Below are 20,945 nucleotides of genomic sequence, written 5' to 3'. Positions count from 1 at the left end.
GAAATCATTGTGCCATACGGAATATTCGATTGGCTCGCTAGCCTTGGTGCTTGAGGTAGGACAAAAGCCTAATGCCCGTGAGATGTTGCCCATCAGCAACAATACATTCCTTCTAAAATGGCCTACTTCGTCGTCATTGCACAACCCTGCACCACTACATGACCCAGTTTGCCAAAGAAACCTTGCCTATCAGCCTTGAAGAGGAGATGCGCCGCAGCTACCTTGATTACGCCATGAGCGTGATTGTGGGGCGCGCCCTCCCCGATGCGCGCGATGGCTTGAAGCCTGTGCATCGACGCGTGCTGTATGCAATGCACGAACTGAACAACGATTGGAACCGTCCGTACAAGAAGTCGGCGCGTATCGTCGGGGACGTGATCGGCAAGTACCACCCGCACGGCGACAGTGCGGTCTACGACACCATCGTGCGCATGGCGCAGGATTTCTCGCTGCGCCACATGCTGGTCGACGGCCAGGGCAACTTCGGCTCGGTCGACGGCGACAGCGCGGCGGCGATGCGTTACACGGAAATCCGTCTGTCCAAGATCGCCCACGAAATGCTGGGTGACATCGACAAGGAAACCGTCGACTTCGGCCCCAACTACGACGGCTCCGAGCAGGAACCGCTGACGCTGCCCGCGCGCCTGCCCAACCTGCTGGTCAATGGTTCGGCCGGCATTGCCGTGGGCATGGCCACCAACATCCCACCCCACAACCTGAACGAGGTGGTGGACGCCTGCCTGCACCTGCTGCGCAACCCCGAAGCCAGCGTGGACGATCTGATGGAAATCGTGCCCGCGCCCGACTTCCCCACGGCCGGCATCATCTACGGCATCAACGGTGTCAAGGAAGGCTACCGCACGGGCCGTGGCCGCATTGTGATGCGCGCCAAGGTGCACTTCGAGGACATCGACCGCGGCCAGCGCCAGGCGATCATCGTCGACGAGCTGCCCTACCAGGTGAACAAGAAGACGCTGCAGGAGCGCATGGCCGAGCTGGTGCACGAAAAGCGCATCGAAGGCATCAGCCACATCCAGGACGAGTCCGACAAGTCCGGCATGCGCCTGGTGATTGAGCTCAAGCGCGGCGAAGTGCCTGAGGTGGTGCTCAACAACCTGTACAAGCAAACCCAGCTGCAAGACACGTTCGGCATGAACATGGTGGCGCTGGTGGACGGTCAGCCCAAGCTGTGCAACTTGAAGGATCTGGTACAGGTCTTCTTGCAGCACCGCCGCGAAGTGGTCACCCGCCGCACCGTGTTTGAGTTGCGCAAGGCACGCGACCGTGGCCACGTGTTGGAAGGCTTGGCTGTGGCATTGGCCAATATTGATGACTTCATCGCTATCATCCGCAACGCCCCCACGCCCCCCGTGGCCAAGGCCGAGCTGATGACCCGCAGCTGGGACAGCAAGCTGGTGCGCGAGATGCTGACCCGCACCCGCGAAGACGGCGGCGTGGTGAATGCCGACGACTACCGCCCGGAATCGCTGGAGCGCGAATTCGGTCTGGGCCAGGATGGCTTGTACCGACTGTCGGACACGCAGGCCCAGGAAATCCTGCAGATGCGCCTGCAGCGCCTGACCGGCCTGGAGCAGGACAAAATCGTCGCCGAGTACCGCGAGATCATGTCCACCATCGAAGACCTGCTGGACATCCTGGCCAAGCCCGAGCGCGTGTCCGTCATCATCGGTGACGAGCTGACCACCCTGAAGGCCGAATTCGGCCAATCCAAGCTGGGCGCGCGCCGCTCCACCATCGAGTACAGCGCGCAGGACCTGTCCACAGAAGACCTGATCACGCCCACCGACATGGTGGTCACGCTCAGCCACACCGGCTACATCAAGAGCCAGCCGCTGTCCGAATACCGCGCGCAAAAGCGTGGTGGTCGCGGCAAGCAAGCCACGGCCACCAAGGAAGACGACTGGATCGACCAGCTGTTCATCGCCAACACGCACGACTACCTGCTGTGCTTCTCCAACCGCGGCCGCATGTACTGGCTCAAGGTCTGGGAAGTGCCCTCGGGCTCGCGCAACTCGCGCGGCCGCCCCATCGTCAACATGTTCCCGCTGCAGGACGGCGAGAAGATCAACGTGGTGCTGCCGCTGACCGGCGACAACCGCAGCTTCCCTGAAGACCACTACGTTTTCATGGCGACCAGCATGGGCACCGTCAAGAAGACGGCGCTGACCGAGTTCAGCAACCCGCGCAAGGCCGGCATCATCGCCGTGGGCCTGGACGAAGGCGACTACCTGATCGGCGCGGCACTGACCGACGGCAAGCACGATGTGATGCTGTTCAGCGACGGCGGCAAGGCCGTGCGCTTTGACGAAAACGATGTGCGCCCCATGGGCCGCAATGCCCGCGGCGTGCGCGGCATGAACATCGACGACGGCCAGAGCGTGATCGCCATGCTGGTAGCCGAAGCCGATGACGGCTCGGGCAACGTTGAGCCCGGCGCGCAAAGCGTGCTGACCGCAACCGAGAACGGCTACGGCAAGCGCACCCACATCAGCGAATACACCCGCCACGGCCGCGGCACCAAGGGCATGATCGCCATCCAGCAGTCCGAGCGCAACGGCAAGGTCGTGGCCGCCACCCTGGTCGGCGCCGAGGACGAGATCATGCTGATCACCGACAAGGGCGTGCTGGTGCGCACCCGGGTCGCCGAGATCCGCGAGATGGGCCGCGCCACGCAGGGCGTGACGCTGATGGCCCTGGACGAAGGCGCCAAGCTGATCGGTCTGCAGCGCATCGCCGAGAACGATGCCACCGGCACCGACGGCGATGGCGACGGAGAGACGGACACCGGCGAGGCACCGCAGGCGCCCGCCGAGTCCTGAACCACGACACCCCACTGCGCAAGCTGTGGGGTGTTTTTTCGCCTAAGATCGTTTTTTTGATAGCTGCCAGCGCTCCCCTTTCGGCCGTTGGCGCGTGATTTGATTGCCCACCATGAAGCGCCCATTCAATTTCTCTGCCGGTCCCGCCGCCATCCCTGAAGAAGTCCTGCAGCAAGCTGCCGACGAGATGCTCAACTGGGGCGGCTCGGGCATGGGCGTGATGGAGATGAGCCACCGCGGCAAGGAATTCATCAGCATCTACGAGCGCGCCGAGGCCGACCTGCGCACCCTGCTGGCCGTGCCCGCCCACTTCCACATCCTGTTCATGCAGGGCGGCGGCCTGGCCGAGAACGCCATCGTCCCACTGAACCTGTCCAAGGGCGGCACGGTGGACTTCGTGGTCACCGGCAGCTGGAGCCAGAAGTCCTTCAAGGAAGCCGGCAAGTACGCCCGCCAGCACCTGGCCGCCAGCGGCGAGGCCAGCGGCTTCACCAGCGTGCCCGACGCGGCCAGCTGGCAGTTGTCCAAGGACGCCGCCTACGTGCACCTGTGCAGCAACGAGACCATCCACGGCGTGGAGTTCCAGCAGCTGCCCGACCTGCAGGCCCTGGGCTGCGATGCACCGCTGGTGATCGATTTTTCGTCCAACGTCGCCTCGCGCCCGCTGGACTGGAGCCGGGTCGGCCTGGCCTTCGGCGGCGCGCAGAAGAACATCGGCCCCGCCGGCCTGACCATCGTCATCGTGCGCGATGAACTGCTGGGCCAGGCGCTGGACATCTGCCCCTCGGCCTTCAACTACAAGACCGTGGCCGACAACCAGTCCATGTTCAACACGCCCCCCACCTGGGGCATCTACATGGCGGGCCTCACCTTCCAATGGCTGCTGCGCCAGACCGAGGGCGACCTGCACGGCGTGGCCGCCATGGAAGCGCGCAACCGCGCCAAGGCCGAGCTGTTCTACCAGTACTTGGACAACTCGCAGCTGTACCTGAACAAGGTGGATGCCGCCTACCGCTCGCGCATGAACATCCCCTTCTTCCTGCGCGACGAAAGCCGCAACGACGCCTTCCTGGCCGGCGCCAAGGCCGCCGGCTTGCTGCAGCTCAAGGGCCACAAGTCCGTGGGCGGCATGCGTGCCAGCCTGTACAACGCCATGCCCCTGGCTGGCGTGCAGGCCCTGGTGGCCTACATGCAGGAATTCGAGCGCACCAGCGCCTGAGCCTGCCCCGGTGCCCCTCGCCCGGGACACACATAAAAATGAGCTGTCGGCGCTTGATGGTTCAAGGTTTCAGAGGCTTTTTCACCTGAACCGCTTGAAACACCTGCGCAGACAGCTCTGAATTTTGAGGATGCCATGAGCACAGAACCGCAAGCCAGCCCCGAGCTGCTGAAGCTGCGCAACGAAATCGACAGCCTGGACCGCCAGCTGCTGAGCCTGGTGAACCAGCGCGCCCATGTGGCCGAGCAGGTCGGTGAGCTGAAGAAGCAGGAAGGCACGGCCTTCTTCCGCCCCGACCGCGTGGCCCAGGTCATCGAGAAGATCAAAAGCAACAACCCCGGCCCGCTCAAGGGTGCGCACGTGGCCGCCATCTGGCGCGAGATCATGTCCGCCTGCCTGGCGCTGGAATCGCCCCAGCGCGTGGCCGTGCTCGGCCCGGAGGGCACCTTCACCGAGGAAGCGGCTGTGCAGTACTTCGGCGGCGCCGCCGACTTCCTGTACTGCAACACCTTTGAGGAAGTCTTCCACGCCACGGCCGCCGGCAGCGCCCAGTACGGCGTGGTCGGCGTCGAGAACTCCACCGAAGGCGTGGTCAACCGCACGCTGGACATGTTCCGCAACACGCCCTGCCACATCGTGGGCGAGGTCAGCCTGCTGATCCGCCACCACCTGCTGCGCAGCACAAATGCGCTGGAAGGCATCGAGGTCGTGGCCGCCCACCCCCAGGCCCTGGCCCAGTGCCACGCCTGGCTGTCCAAGCACCTGCCGCACGCCGAGCGCCGCCCGGTCGAGAGCAACGCAGAAGGCGCGCGCCTGGCGGCCCTGCACCCCACCTGGGCCGGCATTAGCAGCGAGCGTGCCGCCCAGCAGTTCGGCCTGCACATCGTCAGCCATGCCATCCAGGACGACGCCTACAACCGCACGCGCTTTGCCATCATCTGCCTGCCACACACCCTGGCCACGCCCGCACCCACGGGCAAGGACTGCACCAGCCTGGTCATCTCCGTACCCAACCGCCCCGGCGCCGTGCACGACCTGCTGGTGCCGCTGAAGAAGCACGGCGTGTCCATGACGCGCTTCGAGTCACGCCCAGCCCGCACCGGCCAGTGGGAGTATTACTTCTACATCGACCTGGAGGGTCACCCCGCCCAGCCCCACGTGGCCCAGGCCCTGCAAGAGCTGCAAGCGCTGTCCGCCTTCTACAAGGTGCTGGGGACCTACCCCGTGCCGGCGTGAGGAGGCTGCATGTTTGAACAGTTAGGCCTGATCGGCTGTGGCCTGATGGGCGGCTCCTTCGCCCTGGCGCTGAAGAAAGCCGGCCTGGTCCAGCGCGTGGTGGGCTACAGCAAGTCCCCCACCACCACGGCCCGCGCCCTGCAGATGGGCGTGATCGATGTCGAGGCGCCCTCCGCCCTGCTGGCCGCCGCCGGCGCCGACCTGGTGCTGCTGGCCGTGCCCGTGGGGGCGACCGAAGCCACGCTCAAGTCCATCAAGCACCTGGTCACGCCCGAGATGCTGATCATGGACGTCGGCTCCACCAAGGCCGACGTGGTGCAGGCCGCGCGCAACGCGCTGGGCAGCCAGATTGCCAGCTTTGTGCCCGCCCACCCCAACACCGGCAAGGAAGTGGCCGGCGTGGAGCACGCCGACGCCGAGCTGTACCGCGGTGCCAAGGTCATCCTGACGCCCACCGAGCGCACACTGACCAGCCACCTGCACAAGGCCGAAGCCCTGTGGCAGGCCCTGGGCTGCGACGTGCGCAGCATGTCGCCCGAGACGCACGACGCCGCCTTCGCCACCGTCAGCCACCTGCCCCACATGCTGGCCTTTGCCATGATGCACAGCGTCATCGGCCAGCCCCAGGCCGATGCCTTCCTGAGCGTCGCCGGCCCCGGCTTTCGCGACTTCACGCGCATCGCCGCCGGCGATCCGGCGATGTGGCGCGACATCCTGCTGGCCAACAAGGACGAGGTGCTGGCCCAGGCACAGCACTTCCAGCGCGCCCTGCAGGCCTTCGAGCAGGTGCTGCACACGGGCGACGCCCAGGCCCTGGAGGCCATGATCACCCTGGCCAGCACCGCGCGGGCGCAGTGCCGCTTCCTTCCGCCCGCAGCCACCACGCCCACGGCCTGAACCTTTGAATTTCACGCATGTACCAGACCGCCTTTCTTGACCTGCCCCACCTGGCCACCGCCAGCGGCAGCGTGCAACTGCCCGGCTCCAAAAGCATTTCCAACCGCGTGCTGCTGCTGGCCGCCCTGAGCGCCGGCACCACCACCATCCACGACCTGCTGGACTCGGACGACACCCGCGTGATGCTGGCCGCGCTGCGCGAGCTGGGCTGCCAGGTCACCCCCGCCCAGGTCACCCCGGGCCAGCCGGTGCAGATCACCGGCATCGACGGCGCCTTGCCCAACAATGCGCGCGCGCAGCTGTTCCTGGGCAATGCCGGCACCGCCATGCGCCCGCTGACGGCGGCCCTGGCCGTGCTGGGCGGCCACTTCGAGATGACCGGCGTGCCGCGCATGTACGAGCGCCCCATCGGCGATCTGGTCGACGCCCTGCGCCGGTTGGGCTGCCACATCGACTACCTGGGCAACCCCGGCTATCCGCCCCTGCGCATCGGCCAACCCAACTTCAGCCAGCTGGGCGATGCCCCCATCGCCGTGCGTGGCGATGTCTCCAGCCAGTTCCTGACCGCGCTGCTGATGGCCCTGCCCCTGCTGGCCAGCGACAGCGACATCTGTATCGAGGTGGTGGGCGAACTGATCTCCAAGCCCTACATCCACATCACGCTGGAGCTGCTGGCGCGCTTTGGCATCACCGTGCGCAACGAGGGCTGGCAGCGCTTCGTGATTCCGGCCGGCAGCCGCTACCAGTCGCCCGGCGACATCCATGTCGAGGCCGACGCCTCCTCCGCCAGTTATTTCATAGCACTCGGCGCCATCGCCACAGGGGCTGGTGGCCAAAATGGCATCCAAGTGCTGGGCGTGGGCCAGGACTCCATCCAGGGCGACATCCGCTTTGTCGAAGCCGCCCAGGCCATGGGCGCCCAGGTGACCAGCGGACCCAACTGGCTGCACATCACGCGCGGCGCCTGGCCCCTGAAGGCCATCGACCTGGACTGCAACCACATCCCCGACGCGGCCATGACCCTGGCCAGCATGGCCCTGTACGCCGACGGCACCACCACGCTGCGCAACATCGCCAGCTGGCGCGTGAAGGAGACCGACCGCATCGCCGCCATGGCCACCGAGCTGCGCAAGCTGGGCGCCACGGTGGAGGAAGGCGCGGACTTCATCCGCATCACGCCCCCTGCAACGGCGGCCGACTGGCGCGCTGCCAGCATCCACACCTACGACGACCACCGCGTGGCCATGTGCTTCTCGCTGGCGGCCTTCAACCCCGCCGGCCTGCCGGTGCGCATCGAAGACCCCAAGTGCGTGGCCAAGACCTTCCCGGACTATTTCGAGGCCTTCTTCGGCGTGGCCCAGGCCTCGCGCCCCACCCCCGTGATCTGCATCGACGGCCCCACGGCCTCGGGCAAAGGCACCATCGCCGGCCTGGTGGCCGAACGCCTGGGCTTTGCGCTGCTGGACTCGGGCGCCCTCTACCGCATCACCGGCCTGGCCGCCTCGCGCGCCGGCATCGCGCTGACCGAGGACAACGCCCCGGCCATCGCCGACCTGATCCGCCGCTCCCGCATCGGCTTCAAGCCCGATCAGCGCGTGCTGCTGGACGGTGAAGACATCTCCCTGGCCATCCGCACCGAGGACGCCAGCATGAACGCCTCGCGCGTGGCCGTCTTCCCCGCCGTGCGCGAGGCCCTGCTGCAGGTGCAGCGCGATTTCCGGCGGCTGCCCGGCCTGGTCGGCGATGGCCGCGACATGGGCACCGTGATCTTCCCGGACGCCCCCTTGAAGGTCTACCTGACGGCCACCGCCGAGTGCCGCGCCGAGCGCCGCTACAAGCAATTGATTTCCAAAGGGCTTTCTGCTAACATGGCAGACCTTTTGGCGGACCTTCAGGCCCGCGATGCCCGCGACATGAATCGCGCTGCAGCGCCCTTGAAACCCGCAGAAGACGCTATTCACCTGGATAACTCCGAAGGCACGATTGAACAAGCCGTGCAGCAGATCTTGACCTGGTGGGAGCAACGCCAGCCTTTTGCGCCCCGCGCTTGAGACTGGCACCCGGCCCGCACACCACATTCGCGCCGTTGACGCACTGGTGATGCGGTTTGCAACCCTTTAACCCCGCAGGTTTTGCCTGCACCTCCGCCTACAGCCTTAAAAACGTGCAGCAATGGTGCTGCCGGAAATCTGTAAGCGGGTAAGGATCTACATGTCTGAATCTTTTGCCGCCCTTTTCGAAGAATCGTTGCAACGCACTGAAATGCGTCCCGGCGAAGTCATTACCGCTGAAGTCGTGCGCGTTGAGCACAACTTCGTGGTGGTGAACGCTGGCCTGAAGTCGGAAGCCTATGTGCCAATCGACGAGTTCAAGAACGACCAGGGCGAAATCGAAGTCCAAGTGGGTGACTTCGTGTCCGTGGCCATCGGATCGATCGAAAACGGCTACGGCGACACCATCCTGTCGCGCGACACCGCCAAGCGTCTGGCCTCCTGGCTGTCGCTGGAAAAGGCGCTGGAATCCGGCGAATTTGTGACCGGCACCACCTCCGGCAAGGTCAAGGGCGGCCTGACCGTTCTGGTCAACGGCATCCGCGCATTCCTGCCCGGTTCGCTGATCGACACACGTCCCGTTAAGGATCTGACTCCTTACGAGAACAAGACCATGGAATTCAAGGTCATCAAGCTGGACCGCAAGCGCAACAACGTTGTGCTGTCGCGTCGCGCTGTGGTGGAAGCCTCCATGGGCGAAGAGCGCGCCAAGCTGATGGAAACCCTGAAGGAAGGCGCCATCGTGCAAGGCGTGGTCAAGAACATCACCGAATACGGTGCGTTCGTGGACCTGGGTGGCATCGACGGTCTGCTGCACATCACCGACATGGCATGGCGCCGCGTGCGTCACCCTTCCGAAGTGGTGACCGCTGGCCAGGAAATCACTGCCAAGATCCTGAAGTTCGACACCGAAAAGAACCGCGTGTCCCTGGGTCTGAAGCAAATGGGCGACGACCCATGGATGGGTGTGGCTCGCCGCTATCCTTCCAACACCCGCCTGTTCGGCAAGGTCACGAACATTGCCGACTACGGCGCATTCGTGGAACTGGAACCCGGCATCGAAGGCCTGGTGCACGTTTCCGAAATGGACTGGACCAACAAGAACATCGCTCCTTCCAAGCTGGTTTCGCTGGGTGACGAAGTGGAAGTGATGGTTCTGGAAATCGACGAAGACAAGCGTCGCATCTCCCTGGGTATGAAGCAATGCAAGGCCAACCCTTGGCAAGAATTTGCTCAGAACACCAAGCGCGGCGACCGCGTGAAGGGCCCCATCAAGTCCATCACCGACTTCGGCGTGTTCGTGGGCCTGGCTGCCGGTATCGACGGCCTGGTGCACCTGTCTGACCTGTCTTGGAACGAAACCGGCGAAGCCGCCGTGCGTAACTACAAGAAGGGCCAAGAAGTCGAAGCCATCGTGTTGGGCGTGGACGTCGAGCGCGAGCGCATCTCTCTGGGCATCAAGCAGCTGGACAGCGACCCCTTCACCACGTTCGCTACCGTGAACGACAAGGGCCAGATCGTGACCGGCAAGGTCAAGACCGTGGACCAGCGTGGCGCTGAAATCGATCTGGGCGACGACATCGTGGGTTACCTGCGCGTGTCCGAACTGTCCCGCGATCGCGTGGAAGATGCCCGTTCCGTGCTGAAGGAAGGCGACGAAGTGACCGCCGTGGTGATCAACGTGGATCGCAAGACCCGCAACATCCAGCTGTCCATCAAGCAAAAGGACATGGCTGAACAGCAAGAAGCCATGGCTTCCCTGTCGGCCCAGTCCTCCAAGGAAAATGCCGGCACCACCAGCCTGGGCGCCCTGCTGCGCGCCAAGCTGGACGCTGACAAGTAAAGTCTGCACCTGATTCACAGGTAGCAAGACCCCGGCGGGCGCTGTCACGGCGCCCGCCGTCTTTTCCAGGTACTGCTTGGGATAATTGCTTCATGACCCGATCTGACTTAGTTGAAGAGCTGGCCGCACGTTTTGCCCAACTCACACAGCGCGATGCCGAGCACGCCGTCAAAACCATCCAAGATGCCGTGAGCGATGCCCTGGTGCATGGCCAACGCATCGAGATCCGTGGCTTTGGCAGCTTCTCCGTGTCTCGCCGCCCTGCGCGCATTGGCCGCAATCCCCGCAGCGGTGAATCGGTCCACATCCCCGAAAAGCGGGTGCCGCATTTCAAACCCGGCAAGGCCTTGCGCGAAGCCGTGGACTTCCAGAGCGCACCTGCCACCACCCCGACCGCAGACTGACGTCCTGCGCGCGACATCCCCACCAATTGCCCGCCTGCCGCCCTGTGCGCCTAAAATCCAGGGCAACAAGGAAGGGCTCGCATGAAATACCTGCTGTGGCTGCTCAAGGCGGCCATTTTTTTCACCCTGTTCGCCTTCGCGCTCAACAACCAGCAAACCGCCACCGTGCACTTTTTCTTTGGCACGCAGTGGCAAGCCCCGCTGGTGCTGGTGGTGCTGGCTGCCTTTGTCGGCGGATTGATCGCCGGCGTGTTGGTGATGGTGCCGCGTTGGTGGAAACAGCGCAGCACGGCCGCCAAACTGAGCCAGACCGCGACCGAACCCGAAGCGCAGGCCGCAGCGCCCGCCCCCGCCGAACCACTCCCCCCGACGATCCATGGAATTTGACCTCAGCTGGATTCTGCTCGGCCTGCCCGTGGCTTTCGCCCTCGGCTGGCTGGCCTCGCGCATGGATTTGCGCCAGGTGCGCCAGGACAACCGCCAGGCGCCCAAGGCTTATTTCAAAGGCCTGAACTTCCTGCTCAACGAGCAGCAGGACAAGGCCATCGACGCCTTCATCGAAGCCGTGCAGAACGACCCCGAGACCGCGGACCTGCACTTCGCCCTGGGCAATCTGTTCCGTCGCCGCGGTGAATACCACCGCGCCGTGCGCGTGCACGAACACCTGCTGTCGCGCGCCGACCTGGGCAAGGACGACCGCGAACGCGCCCAGCACGGCCTGGCCCAGGACTTTCTGAAGGCGGGCCTGCTGGACCGCGCCGAAGAAGCGCTGCGCCGCCTGGAAGGCACGGCCTACGAGGCCGAAGCCCGCCTGGCCCTGCTGGCCATCTACGAACGCTCGCGCGACTGGGCGCAGGCGGCCGAGATCGCGCGCCGCATGCAGGCCGCCAACCAAGGCGACTTCAGCGGCCGCCTGGCGCACTACCTGTGCGAACAGGCGACCGAGCAGGCCAGCCACGCCCAACTTGACACCGCCAGCCAGCTGCTGCACGAAGCCGTGCGCACGGCCCCGCAGACCCCACGCCCACGCATCGAGCTGGCACGCATCCAGCACCGCCTGAGCCAGTCGCACGACGCCTGGAAGACGCTGGAGGAGCTGGCCCAGACCACACCCCAGGGCCTGCCGCTGGCTGTGCCGCTGATGCTGGAGGTGGCGGCCGCCACGGGCCAACAGGCAGCAGCGGCGCAACTGCTGCGCGCGCGCTACGCCCAATCGCCCTCGCTGGATCTGCTGGATGCCCTGGTGGCGCTGAACACCACGCCCACCGAAGGCCAGGGCGACCGCCGCGACTGGTACGTGCACCACCTGGGTCTGGAGCCCTCGCTGGTCGCAGCCACCAAATGGCTGGCCGGTGAACCCCTGACGCACGAAGAGCACCACCCCGTCGTGCAAAAGGCGCTGGAGCACGCCAGCAAGCCCCTGAGCCGCTACCGCTGCGCCGCCTGCGGCTTCGAGGCCCGCCAGCATTTCTGGCACTGCCCGGGCTGCCAGAGCTGGGACAGCTACCCCGCACGCCGCGTCGAAGAGCTGTAAGCCGCCCCATCACCCGGCAAGAAAAAGAGAGCTGTTCGCGCTGGCATCACGTCCATTTCAGATACAAAAGCATCTGAAACCGTGAAGCAACCAGCGCAGGCAGCTCTCTTTTTTTCAGCGTTCACACGCAGTGATTGTGCGTATGCTACTGCCATGGAACGCACCCCCACCCTGCTCATCGTCTACCACACGCACACCGGCGGCACCCGCCAGATGGCCGAGGCCGTGCGCGAGGGCGCGCAGCAGGCACAGCCCGAAGTCGATGTGCGCCTGCTGCACGCCCGCGACGCCGGTCCGCAGGATGTGCTGCAGGCCGACAGCTATGTCTTCGCCACCCCGGAGAACCTGGCCGCCATCAGCGGCCTGCTGAAGGACTTCTTCGACCGCAGCTATTACCCCGTCCTGGACCGCATCAATGGTCGCCCCTACGCCACCCTGGTCTGTGCGGGCAGCGACGGCAGCAACGCCGCCCGCCAGATTGCCCGCATTGCCACAGGCTGGCGCCTCAAACCCGTGGCCGAGCCACTGATCGTCTGCACCCACGCCCAGACACCCGAGGCGATTGCCGCCCCCAAGCAGCTCAGCGCGGCCGTGCTGGAACCCTGCCAGGCCCTGGGCGCGGTCCTGGCCAGCGGCCTGTACCTGGGCATTTTCTAGCCCATCTCCACCGCTCCTCCCCAGGCCATCGACCGCACGATGGCCCACAGCGCCAGCCACTGGGCGCCACGCCCGCCGCGCTGGTGCATAGTCACACCCCATGCAATCGAACACCTTCTTTGGACCCCACCTGCGGCTGGTCGGCATGGCCGTGCTGTGGGGCGCCTCCTGGCCTGCGGGGCGCATCATCGCCCAATCCATGCCCCCTCTGGCGGGCGCCTGCCTGCGTTTCGCACTGGCTGCGCTGGTGCTGATTCCCTGGATGTACTGGGCCGGCGGCTTTGCCCAGCTGCGGCACTGGAGCCCCCAGCGCTGGCTGGGCATGCTGGCAGCCGGTGCCACCGGCGTCTTTGGCTACGCGGCGTTCTTCCTGTCGGGCCTGCAGCACCTGCCGGCTGGCAAGGCGGCCCTGGTGATCACCCTGAATCCAGTCATGACCTTGCTGATGGCCGCCTGGCTGTTCAAGGAACGCCTGAACCCCACGATTGCCATCGGCATGCTGCTGGCCGTGGTGGGCGCGGTGGTCGTGATCTCGCACGGGCAACCGCTGGGCATTCTGCAAGGCAGCATCGGCCTGGGTGAGCTGCTGATTCTGGGCTGCGTGGTGTGCTGGGTGCTGTACACCCTCATCGGCCGCTGGATGCTGACCGGTGTGGACGCCCTGTCCACCACCGCCGTCACCAGCACCATCGGCGCCGCCATGCTGCTGGCGGCCAGCCTGATCGTCGAAGGCCCCGGCAGCCTGGGCCTGGCCTGGCACAGCGGTGGCACCGCCTGGGGCGCCCTGCTGTTCCTGGCCTTTGGCGCCACCGCGCTGGCCTATGCCTGGTACTTCGACGGCGTCAAGGCGCTGGGCGCGGGCGCGGCCTCGGGCTACATCACCCTGGTGCCGCTGTTCGGCGTACTGATCTCGGCGCTGCTGCTGGGTGAAACCATCGATACGCCCATGCTGGTGGGCGGCGCGATGGCGATTGCCGGTACCGCGGTCATGACCTGGGGACGCCGCTGACCGCTGAGGCCTTGCACAGCGCCAGTTCTGGCGCTGTGCACGCACATTCCAGTCGACACACCCACAGACAACGCACCAAAAACGAAAGGGCTAGATCTTGCGATCTAGCCCTTCAATTTTGGTCGGAGCGGCGGGATTCGAACTCGCGACCCTCTGCTCCCAAAGCAGATGCGCTACCAGACTGCGCTACGCTCCGACAAGCTAAAAGTATAACTGATTTTCAAGGCGCCAAAAGAAATGCGCCGCACTTTGGCACCCCACATCGATAGGCGCACCACGATGCCTTGCGGCTGGGCGGCGTGCTGGTCTGCTCCTGCCCATGCTTAAAGAGCGGCGCCCCCATCGCCCGGACATGCCCGCGCCTGCCGGGATCACCCAACCAAGGTGCCGCAGGCCTGTACTGCCGGCACCCATCGATTGCGCGCGCACCTGCCCAGCCACAGTGGTTAGGATGGCAGTTTTGCCTCTGAAGGTCTGAACCTGTGTCTGAAACTTACCTCGGGAGCTGCTTGTGCGCAAAGGTCTGCTACAGCTTGCATTCAGCGCCCCAAGCGGTCACCTACTGCCATTGCAGCCAGTGCCAGAAAAGCCATGGCGCAGCCTTTGCGACCTACGGCGCCGTTCCGCGCCACGACTTGCAGATCACCGCCGGCGACACCGACCTGCGCGTCTACGCGTCGTCGGCCACGGTGTGGCGCCAGTTCTGTGGGCATTGCGGGTCCTCGCTGTTCTGGTCCCGCACCCACGGCAACTGGAGTGACTGGATCTGCATCGCCCTGAGCACGCTGGACTCGGCCTTCATGCCCCAGCAGCAAAAGCACGTGCATATGGCCTCCAAGCCCACCTGGTCCGACTTTGGCGCAGCGTGTGCGCACGGGGAGTGACGCCATGACCGGTTTCCCAACACCATCCCGCCGCCGACTCCTGCAGTGCACCGCACTGTGGATGGCGGCGTGCAGCGGCTTCAGCGGTCAGGCCGTTCGGGCCCAAGACCTCGCCAGCCCGGTCGGCACCTACCAGCTCCAGGGGGTGAGAGAAATGGTCTCGGCCATCCAGCTGCGCGCCGATGGCACCTACAAGTTTCTCCTCATCTATGGCTCGGCGGATGAAACCGATGTGGGAACCTGGGAAAAACGGGGCCAGCAGATTGTGCTGAACTCCACAGCCTCCTCCACGGATCCGCAGTTCGAACTCGTCCGCTCCAGCCAGGCCAGCCACCCCGGTGCACGCGTCGTATTCCTGGAGGAAGGCACACCCATGGCGTCCTACATCACCAGCGTTCACTTCGAGTCGGACGGGCAGGCGTTCACGGCCGACCACCTCACCCAGGATTCCCTGGAGGCCGGGGACGTTGCGCCCCCGATCGACAGCATCCACCTGAGCCTGCATGGGGTCTTCAGGTATTACCCAGAGACGGTCCTGGTCCCGGCGCACCCCACCCACAACCACTTCACGGTGCGGGCCCGCCTTGGCAATTACGGCGCAGTGCGCTTTGACCATGCGGCGCTTCAACTGACGGGGCACGCGCTGACCTTGACGCTGCCCCACGCCACGCAAGAGTTCACCTACGTGCGACGCCAGAAAGCCCGATAGACAACCCGCAGCTCCTGGCCAGGCCATCGCGGCCTTGCAGCGCGCTGTGCCGTTCAAGCCACCTGCTTGGCGTTGCGGTCCGGCGCCACCACCACACAGTTGCGCCCCCGGCCCTTGGCGTCATACATGGCCAAATCGCTGCGCCGCATCAGGGAGGACAGGGTTTCATTGCCATCGGGCGCAATCGCGATGCCGACGCTGACGGTCAGCGCCACCACGTCATCGTCCAGCGGGCAGCGCACCTTGGCCACAGCCATGCGCAAGCGCTCCGCCGCCGCCATCGCGGCGTCCAGCGCCGTCTGCGGCATCAGCACGGCGAACTCCTCGCCGCCCAGGCGCGCCAGACAATCGCTGGTGCGCACCATGTCCACAAACACGCTGGACACGGCCTTGAGCACCTCATCACCGGCCAGATGGCCGTAGGTGTCATTGATCTGCTTGAAATGGTCAATGTCCACCATCAGCAGCGCGACCGGCTGCTGGTAGCGCGCATGGCGCTCCAGCTCATTGCGTGCCGTGGTGATGAAGTGGTCACGGTTCTTCAAGCCGGTCAGCCCGTCGGTCTTGAGCTGCTGCTCCAGTTCGCGGATCAGTTCGCTGTTGCGCTCGCGCAGCACCAGGGTTTCCGTCGAACTGGCATGAATTTTCAAACCGACCATGAGCATCAAGGCGATGTAGAAGATGCCCAGCAGCGCCAGGCCGGCGCTGAACAGCGTGCCATCCAGCACAGGCGGCGCCACCAGTGCCACGGTCGGCGCTACCAGATCCGACATCAGCAGCCGGCGGTGCGGGTTGCTCATCACCACCGTCAAAGAGATCAGTCCAACATGCACCAGCATCACAAACATCAGGCTGGTCAGGTTGCCGGGCACATAGGCCCACACCACGATGGACGACCACATGGCCATATGGACACCGTGCGCCCAGGCGATGCGGCGCACCCACACGGCCTCATCCAGTGGCTTCGCGGCGCGGCGAAACTGCAGGTAGACACAGGTGTAGACCGCAATCGCCACCAGCTCCAACCCAGCCCACAGCACCGCCTGCCAGACCGGCACCCACAGCGTCAACAACGCTGCCACCACCAGCGTCAACGGTGGCGCCAGATAGCGGTCATGCAAATGGTTATCGATGTAGAGGCTGAGCTGGTGCCATCGCACACGGGCCTGCTGGGCGTCTTTCATAGCTCTCCCGAAGGTGCTCACACCACCACCGGTGAGAGCTGTATACAAAAATCAGCCCACGATGCTAGCGCATCGACGCTTTCCAGCCTGCACCGCCAATCGCATGGCCAGATGTGCGTGGAGCTTCGATCACACGGCCCGTCGCCGTCCGCCGGATACGCAAACACCAGCAGCTTTGCTTCGGCCCGTCACCAAACCACTTTTTTGATAGCTGTCAGCACTTACTAGATAAGCGCTAGAGCCCTATTTCTCTCCAACTTTTGCCCCCCTCCTGGAATAGCTTTGAAATTCCATTGCACCGCTTTGGACCATCCACAGGGCCTTGGTGCCCCGGCACGCAAAATTGGGCTCCCATTGATTCCCGCCAGCTTTGAACGGCGTGCGCAACGCAGTGCTCACCAAGCACACATGAGGCATCGTCTTGATGCCCGTCGGACATGCAGGGGCGCAGCATGCCGTACTGCGACAGCAAGGACCGTGCCGGCGCAACACTTCCCACGCGTGAACTGGCACTCGGCGTGGGGTGGAACGCGCCCTGCACCGACAGGCACAACGGGGGGATGTTTGGAAGATGGGCCGAGGCTGAAGACCCGCTGCGGTATCCACCGTGCACTTCACCGGAGCCACCTGGAGCAACGTCATGCTCGACGACAACGCAGATTTCAAGACCATCAACCACGCCCATCCGCACATCGGGAAGCAGTTGCTGGCTTTATGGGGACAGCCGGGGTTCCTGCCCTACATGCAATCGCTCACGCGCGATGACCGCCCGACCGTGCGGCAGGGCTTTGCCGACAACGTGTTCCTGGCCTTGCACAGGCTGTCGGAACAACACCGGCGCGCCTACCCCGACTACCGGCTGGAGAGCAAATACGACCCCTGGGCGACCTCGGTCGGCACAGCCCACACCCGCTGAACGCCCCCACACTCAGTGGCCCAGGCAAAAGCCTCCGGCACAAATGGAAATCATGGACGGCATCGGCGGCATGGGCCGGTCCTCTTCCAGCTGCGTGGTGGCGGGTGGTGGAGTGCTGTGCAGTGCAGCCGCCCTCTCCAGAGGGGGTGTCCTCGGACGGACATCGGCTGGCGGCTCGGCAGGATGCCCCTCGCTGGCGAGCAGGTCGTTGCCATCACTTGGCTGCGTCGGCGAAGCCCTCACCGGCACAGCCCGCGAAGCGGGCGCCACGCGGCGCGGCGGCTGGGGCTGCGTCGGACGCAGCCGCTCCTCCCAGGCCGAGTTTTTGTGCAGAACCGCGCCATCGTAGACGCAGGGTTTGTCGGTGAAGATCGGACCCTCAGGTCCTGGACATCGCCACACCTGGGCAGATGCAGCGCCATGCCACGCCAGCAACGCACAGCAGGCCAAGCGCGATAACCAGCGCATACCAATTCCTCCTGCGCAAATTGTAAGAAAAACTTACAAAGTGACGCAGCAAAAGATGGGAACGACCTTGACGCAAGGCATGGGCGGCCTGCGGCTACAAGGGCGAGCGCCCCGGCATGGATGCCTGACCGGGCCACAGCGTCAATGCCGCGCCCAGCCATAAAGGCGGAAAACCCACGAGCACGGCCAAAACCACCGCCATGCCGGAAGCCCCATCCCCCAGCGAAGCAGCAACAGCACCACCAGCGGCACCATCCCCCCACCACCAGCCCGCGGACGACCTTCTGCCGCGCGCGCCCACTCAGTTTCTGGGCCAACCAGCGCACCAACCACCGGCCCAGTACCGAAGCCAGAATAACCACCTGGGCCAAACCGAACAGAAAGACGAGTGCGAAAAAGGCTGGTCCGTCGCCACCACCAGGGTTGGCCTCCAGGTACTGCAACGCCAGGACCGCCAAGACGACCAGCAGCACAGCGACCACGGCCAGCGCAGCGCCAAATTGACGCCGACCGGGAAGCAATGCCGGCAGCGAACACCCCAGCAGCAACAGCACAATGACAACCGCTGGCATGGATTCAGGCACCACCTTGGTCAGCATGGCCTGGCGTACCGTCGCGATCCGCAAGCCAGCGCATGAAATCCACGCCACTCATGGCCTTGGCAAAAAGCCAGCCCTGCGCTTCTTTGAAGCCCAAATTGGCCAACCACTGGCACTGATCCTCCTCTTCCACCCCTTCGGCAATCAGCTCCAGACCCAGGGCATCCGCCATCGCCGCAATCGCGCGAACAATCGCCTGGTCCGACGGTGTAGTCACCACATCGTGCACAAAGGCGCGGTCCACCTTGAGCCGGTTCAAGGGCAGCAGCTTGAGCATGGACAGCGAGGAATAGCCCGTCCCGAAGTCGTCGAGGGCAATCTGAATGCCCAGGTCGGCAATGCGGGTCAGGCGCTGCTCCACCTGTGGCACACGCTGCAGGGCGGTCTCGGTGACTTCGATCTCCAGATCCTGCGGTTGGAGGCCTGCCTCCTTGAGTTCACGCGCCAGCACATCGATGAATGTGTCGTCCTGCAACTGCAAGGCCGACACGTTGATGGCCAGCCGCCCTTGCACCAGCCCCGCACGGCACCATTCGGCCCAAGTGGCCAGCGATTGGCGCAACACCCAGGTTCCCAGGGGGCGGATGATTCCACTCTCTTCGGCCACGGGGATGAAGCGGTCTGGCCCCACCTGCCCCAGCTGCACCGAAGTCCAGCGCAGCAGCGCTTCCGCCCCGACCACACGCCGTCCGTCCAGCGAGACCTGGGGCTGCCAATGCAGGCTGAGTTCACCGTTGAGCATGGCCTGCAGCAAACCCTGCTCAATCGCCAGCCGTTCATTGGCCACTTCGGCCATCCGGGGGTGATAGCGCTCAAAGCGATTGCGCCCCGCGGTCTTGGCGGCATACATGGCGATATCAGCACTGCGCAGCAAGGAGTCGGCCGTGTCCCCGTCGCGCATGAAGACGGCCACCCCGATGCTGGCAGAAACCTGCACCGACGAGCCCGGCACCAGATCCAGGGGAATCTGCATGACCTGCAGCAGGCGCTGGGCCAACCCTTCGATATCGCTGTCGTGGGCGCAATGCACCAAGAGCACGAACTCATCCCCGCCCAACCGGATCGCCTGGTCCCCCTGCCGCAGCCCCCCCCGGATGCGATCGGCCACCACCACCAGCAGCGAATCCCCAATTTCATGGCCCAGGCTGTCGTTGATCACCTTGAAACCATCCAGGTCGATGAACATCAAGACCCATTCGGCCTCGTCGTCGGGCTCGGCAGCCGGCAGATTGGCCAGGACCTCTCGCAACTGGTTGCGGTTGCCCAGACCTGTCAGGGGATCGTGGTACGCCAGGTGGCGCACCCGACTCTCAGCCATGCGCAAGGCAGAAATATCCGTGAAGGTCAGCACCCGGTGCGTCACGTTGCCGGAGTCATCGCGCACAGGGGCCACGTGCTCCCAGGCAGGGAAGCTGGTGCCATCGTGGCGCAGGCAAACGACTTCGGCGTGACCGAGAAAGTCAATCGGCGTTCCGTTCAGCAGCTCCCGGTCGCTGCCACGGCGGGCATGCAAGAATTCATTCGGGTGCCGCCCGCGTATGTCCGCGTTGGGCCAGCCTGTGAGCCGTGTGAATGCCGGATTGGCCGTGGTCACCCGCCCCTCAGGGTCGAGAATCAGAATGGCATCGGCCGCCGACTCGAACACCACCGCCGCCTGGCGCAAGGCTTCTTCACGCTCCACCTCGCGCGTCACATCCCGGCAGACCCCCACCACTGCCTGCTCGCTGACCACATAGCCCGCATGCACTTCCATCCAGCCCAACTGCTCCTCTCCATCATTGCGCCGCCAGCGCGTCAGCAAGTGCAGGTCTTCACCGTCTTCCAGCAGCTTGTGCACTTTGTTCTGGGAATCAGCAGTGAGGTGTTGCAGGAACTGCTCCACCCCCATCCGCAGCCCGCGCAGCGCCTTGTCGGCAATCGGCGGGAAGTGCCCATCGATTTCCACCAGGTCCGCCCCCTCTGTCAGCGTGACCACCCCCATGCGCGCGTTGTCGAGCGCCAGGCGCAGCCGCCGCTCGGCCTGCAGCCGCTCGCGCGATGCGCGCACCCGCGCCAGCGCCATCTGCACCGTGGCATTCAACTCTCGCTGCTGCACCGGTTTGACCAAGTACCCGTAAGGCGCGACGGCGCTGGCGCGGCGCAAGATTTCATTGTCGGCATACGCGGTCAGGAAGATCACCGGCACATCGGCAAAACGTGTCAGCTCGACGGCCGCATTGATGCCATCGCCCCCAGCTTCGAGGTTGATGTCCATCAGCACCAGATCCGGGCGGTATGACATCGCCATGCGGACCGCATCGGCCTCGGTGGCCACGGTGGACACCACTTCAAAGCCCAAGGCTTCAAGCGTCAGCTTGAGGTCCAGTGCAACGATCCGCTCATCCTCCACGATCAAGAGCCGGGCGGTAGGGCTCAGATAGGATGCGTTCGGGATGCTGTTCATCGTAGGGGGGCACGCAATGGCAGTTGAAGCGTGAAAGTGGCGCCCGGAGCGC

The 20,945-nt window shown here is 64.8% G+C and carries 16 protein-coding genes and 1 tRNA gene; 14 read left to right on the top strand and 3 right to left on the bottom strand.

Translation table 11 applies throughout. From position 1 onward, the window contains the following. Window positions 1-158 precede the first annotated feature (158 nt). The 11 genes from gyrA (at window position 159) to KAQ61_RS05135 (ending at window position 13,690) form a co-directional block, all read left to right on the top strand. Window positions 159-2,840 (top strand): DNA gyrase subunit A, encoded by a 2,682-nt coding sequence (gyrA, locus tag KAQ61_RS05185; RefSeq protein WP_210930705.1) that lies wholly within the window; start codon window positions 159-161, stop codon window positions 2,838-2,840. Window positions 2,841-2,952: 112 nt separating this feature from the next. Continuing rightward, window positions 2,953-4,059: a 3-phosphoserine/phosphohydroxythreonine transaminase gene (serC, locus tag KAQ61_RS05180; protein ID WP_210930704.1), complete on the top strand. Its 1,107-nt coding sequence runs from the start codon at window positions 2,953-2,955 to the stop codon at window positions 4,057-4,059. Window positions 4,060-4,194: 135 nt separating this feature from the next. Next, window positions 4,195-5,295, top strand: coding sequence for a prephenate dehydratase (gene pheA, locus KAQ61_RS05175; protein ID WP_042417096.1), 1,101 nt, complete (start codon window positions 4,195-4,197; stop codon window positions 5,293-5,295). A gap of 9 nt (window positions 5,296-5,304) precedes the next feature. Then, complete coding sequence (locus KAQ61_RS05170; protein ID WP_045266610.1) at window positions 5,305-6,192, top strand: prephenate dehydrogenase; 888 nt, start codon at window positions 5,305-5,307, stop codon at window positions 6,190-6,192. A gap of 17 nt (window positions 6,193-6,209) precedes the next feature. Next, window positions 6,210-8,243, top strand: a complete 2,034-nt coding sequence (locus KAQ61_RS05165) for a bifunctional 3-phosphoshikimate 1-carboxyvinyltransferase/cytidylate kinase (RefSeq protein ID WP_210930703.1) — start codon at window positions 6,210-6,212, stop codon at window positions 8,241-8,243. 160 nt (window positions 8,244-8,403) lie between these two features. After that, window positions 8,404-10,086 (top strand): 30S ribosomal protein S1, encoded by a 1,683-nt coding sequence (rpsA, locus tag KAQ61_RS05160; RefSeq protein WP_042417105.1) that lies wholly within the window; start codon window positions 8,404-8,406, stop codon window positions 10,084-10,086. 92 nt (window positions 10,087-10,178) lie between these two features. Beyond that, window positions 10,179-10,490: an integration host factor subunit beta gene (locus KAQ61_RS05155; protein ID WP_210930702.1), complete on the top strand. Its 312-nt coding sequence runs from the start codon at window positions 10,179-10,181 to the stop codon at window positions 10,488-10,490. A gap of 81 nt (window positions 10,491-10,571) precedes the next feature. Further along, window positions 10,572-10,877, top strand: coding sequence for a LapA family protein (locus tag KAQ61_RS05150; protein WP_210930701.1), 306 nt, complete (start codon window positions 10,572-10,574; stop codon window positions 10,875-10,877). Beyond that, window positions 10,867-12,024 (top strand): lipopolysaccharide assembly protein LapB, encoded by a 1,158-nt coding sequence (lapB, locus tag KAQ61_RS05145; RefSeq protein WP_210930700.1) that lies wholly within the window; start codon window positions 10,867-10,869, stop codon window positions 12,022-12,024. Before KAQ61_RS05150 ends, lapB begins: the two co-directional genes overlap by 11 nt. 153 nt (window positions 12,025-12,177) lie before the next feature. Beyond that, window positions 12,178-12,681, top strand: coding sequence for a flavodoxin family protein (locus KAQ61_RS05140; RefSeq protein ID WP_210930699.1), 504 nt, complete (start codon window positions 12,178-12,180; stop codon window positions 12,679-12,681). A 100-nt stretch (window positions 12,682-12,781) separates the two neighbouring features. Next, on the top strand, window positions 12,782-13,690 hold the full coding sequence (locus tag KAQ61_RS05135; protein ID WP_210930698.1) for a DMT family transporter: 909 nt from the start codon (window positions 12,782-12,784) through the stop codon (window positions 13,688-13,690). Between the two features lie 119 nt (window positions 13,691-13,809). Here the strand turns inward: KAQ61_RS05135 and KAQ61_RS05130 are convergent. Further along, window positions 13,810-13,886, bottom strand: a tRNA-Pro gene (locus tag KAQ61_RS05130). A 286-nt stretch (window positions 13,887-14,172) separates the two neighbouring features. Here KAQ61_RS05130 and KAQ61_RS05125 point away from each other — a divergent pair. After that, on the top strand, window positions 14,173-14,574 hold the full coding sequence (locus KAQ61_RS05125; RefSeq protein ID WP_210930697.1) for a GFA family protein: 402 nt from the start codon (window positions 14,173-14,175) through the stop codon (window positions 14,572-14,574). Between the two features lie 4 nt (window positions 14,575-14,578). Then, window positions 14,579-15,283, top strand: coding sequence for a hypothetical protein (locus tag KAQ61_RS05120; RefSeq protein WP_210930696.1), 705 nt, complete (start codon window positions 14,579-14,581; stop codon window positions 15,281-15,283). A gap of 53 nt (window positions 15,284-15,336) precedes the next feature. Here KAQ61_RS05120 and KAQ61_RS05115 read toward each other — a convergent pair whose 3' ends face one another. Further along, window positions 15,337-16,467, bottom strand: coding sequence for a GGDEF domain-containing protein (locus KAQ61_RS05115; protein WP_210930695.1), 1,131 nt, complete (start codon window positions 16,465-16,467; stop codon window positions 15,337-15,339). A 607-nt stretch (window positions 16,468-17,074) separates the two neighbouring features. Between KAQ61_RS05115 and KAQ61_RS05110 the strand changes: the two genes are divergently transcribed. Continuing rightward, window positions 17,075-17,383 (top strand): HMG-box domain-containing protein, encoded by a 309-nt coding sequence (locus KAQ61_RS05110; RefSeq protein ID WP_210930694.1) that lies wholly within the window; start codon window positions 17,075-17,077, stop codon window positions 17,381-17,383. Window positions 17,384-18,427: 1,044 nt separating this feature from the next. On the opposite strand, the gene KAQ61_RS05105 is transcribed toward KAQ61_RS05110, so the two are convergent. Beyond that, on the bottom strand, window positions 18,428-20,893 hold the full coding sequence (locus KAQ61_RS05105) for a two-component system response regulator (RefSeq protein WP_210930693.1): 2,466 nt from the start codon (window positions 20,891-20,893) through the stop codon (window positions 18,428-18,430). Window positions 20,894-20,945: the final 52 nt, after the last annotated feature.

The sequence above is a fragment of the Comamonas aquatica genome, from assembly GCF_018064205.1.
GTDB classification, from domain to species: domain Bacteria; phylum Pseudomonadota; class Gammaproteobacteria; order Burkholderiales; family Burkholderiaceae_C; genus Comamonas; species Comamonas aquatica.
The sequence above is the reverse complement of the archived record's forward strand: the minus strand, read 5'-3'. Positions and strand labels throughout refer to the sequence as shown.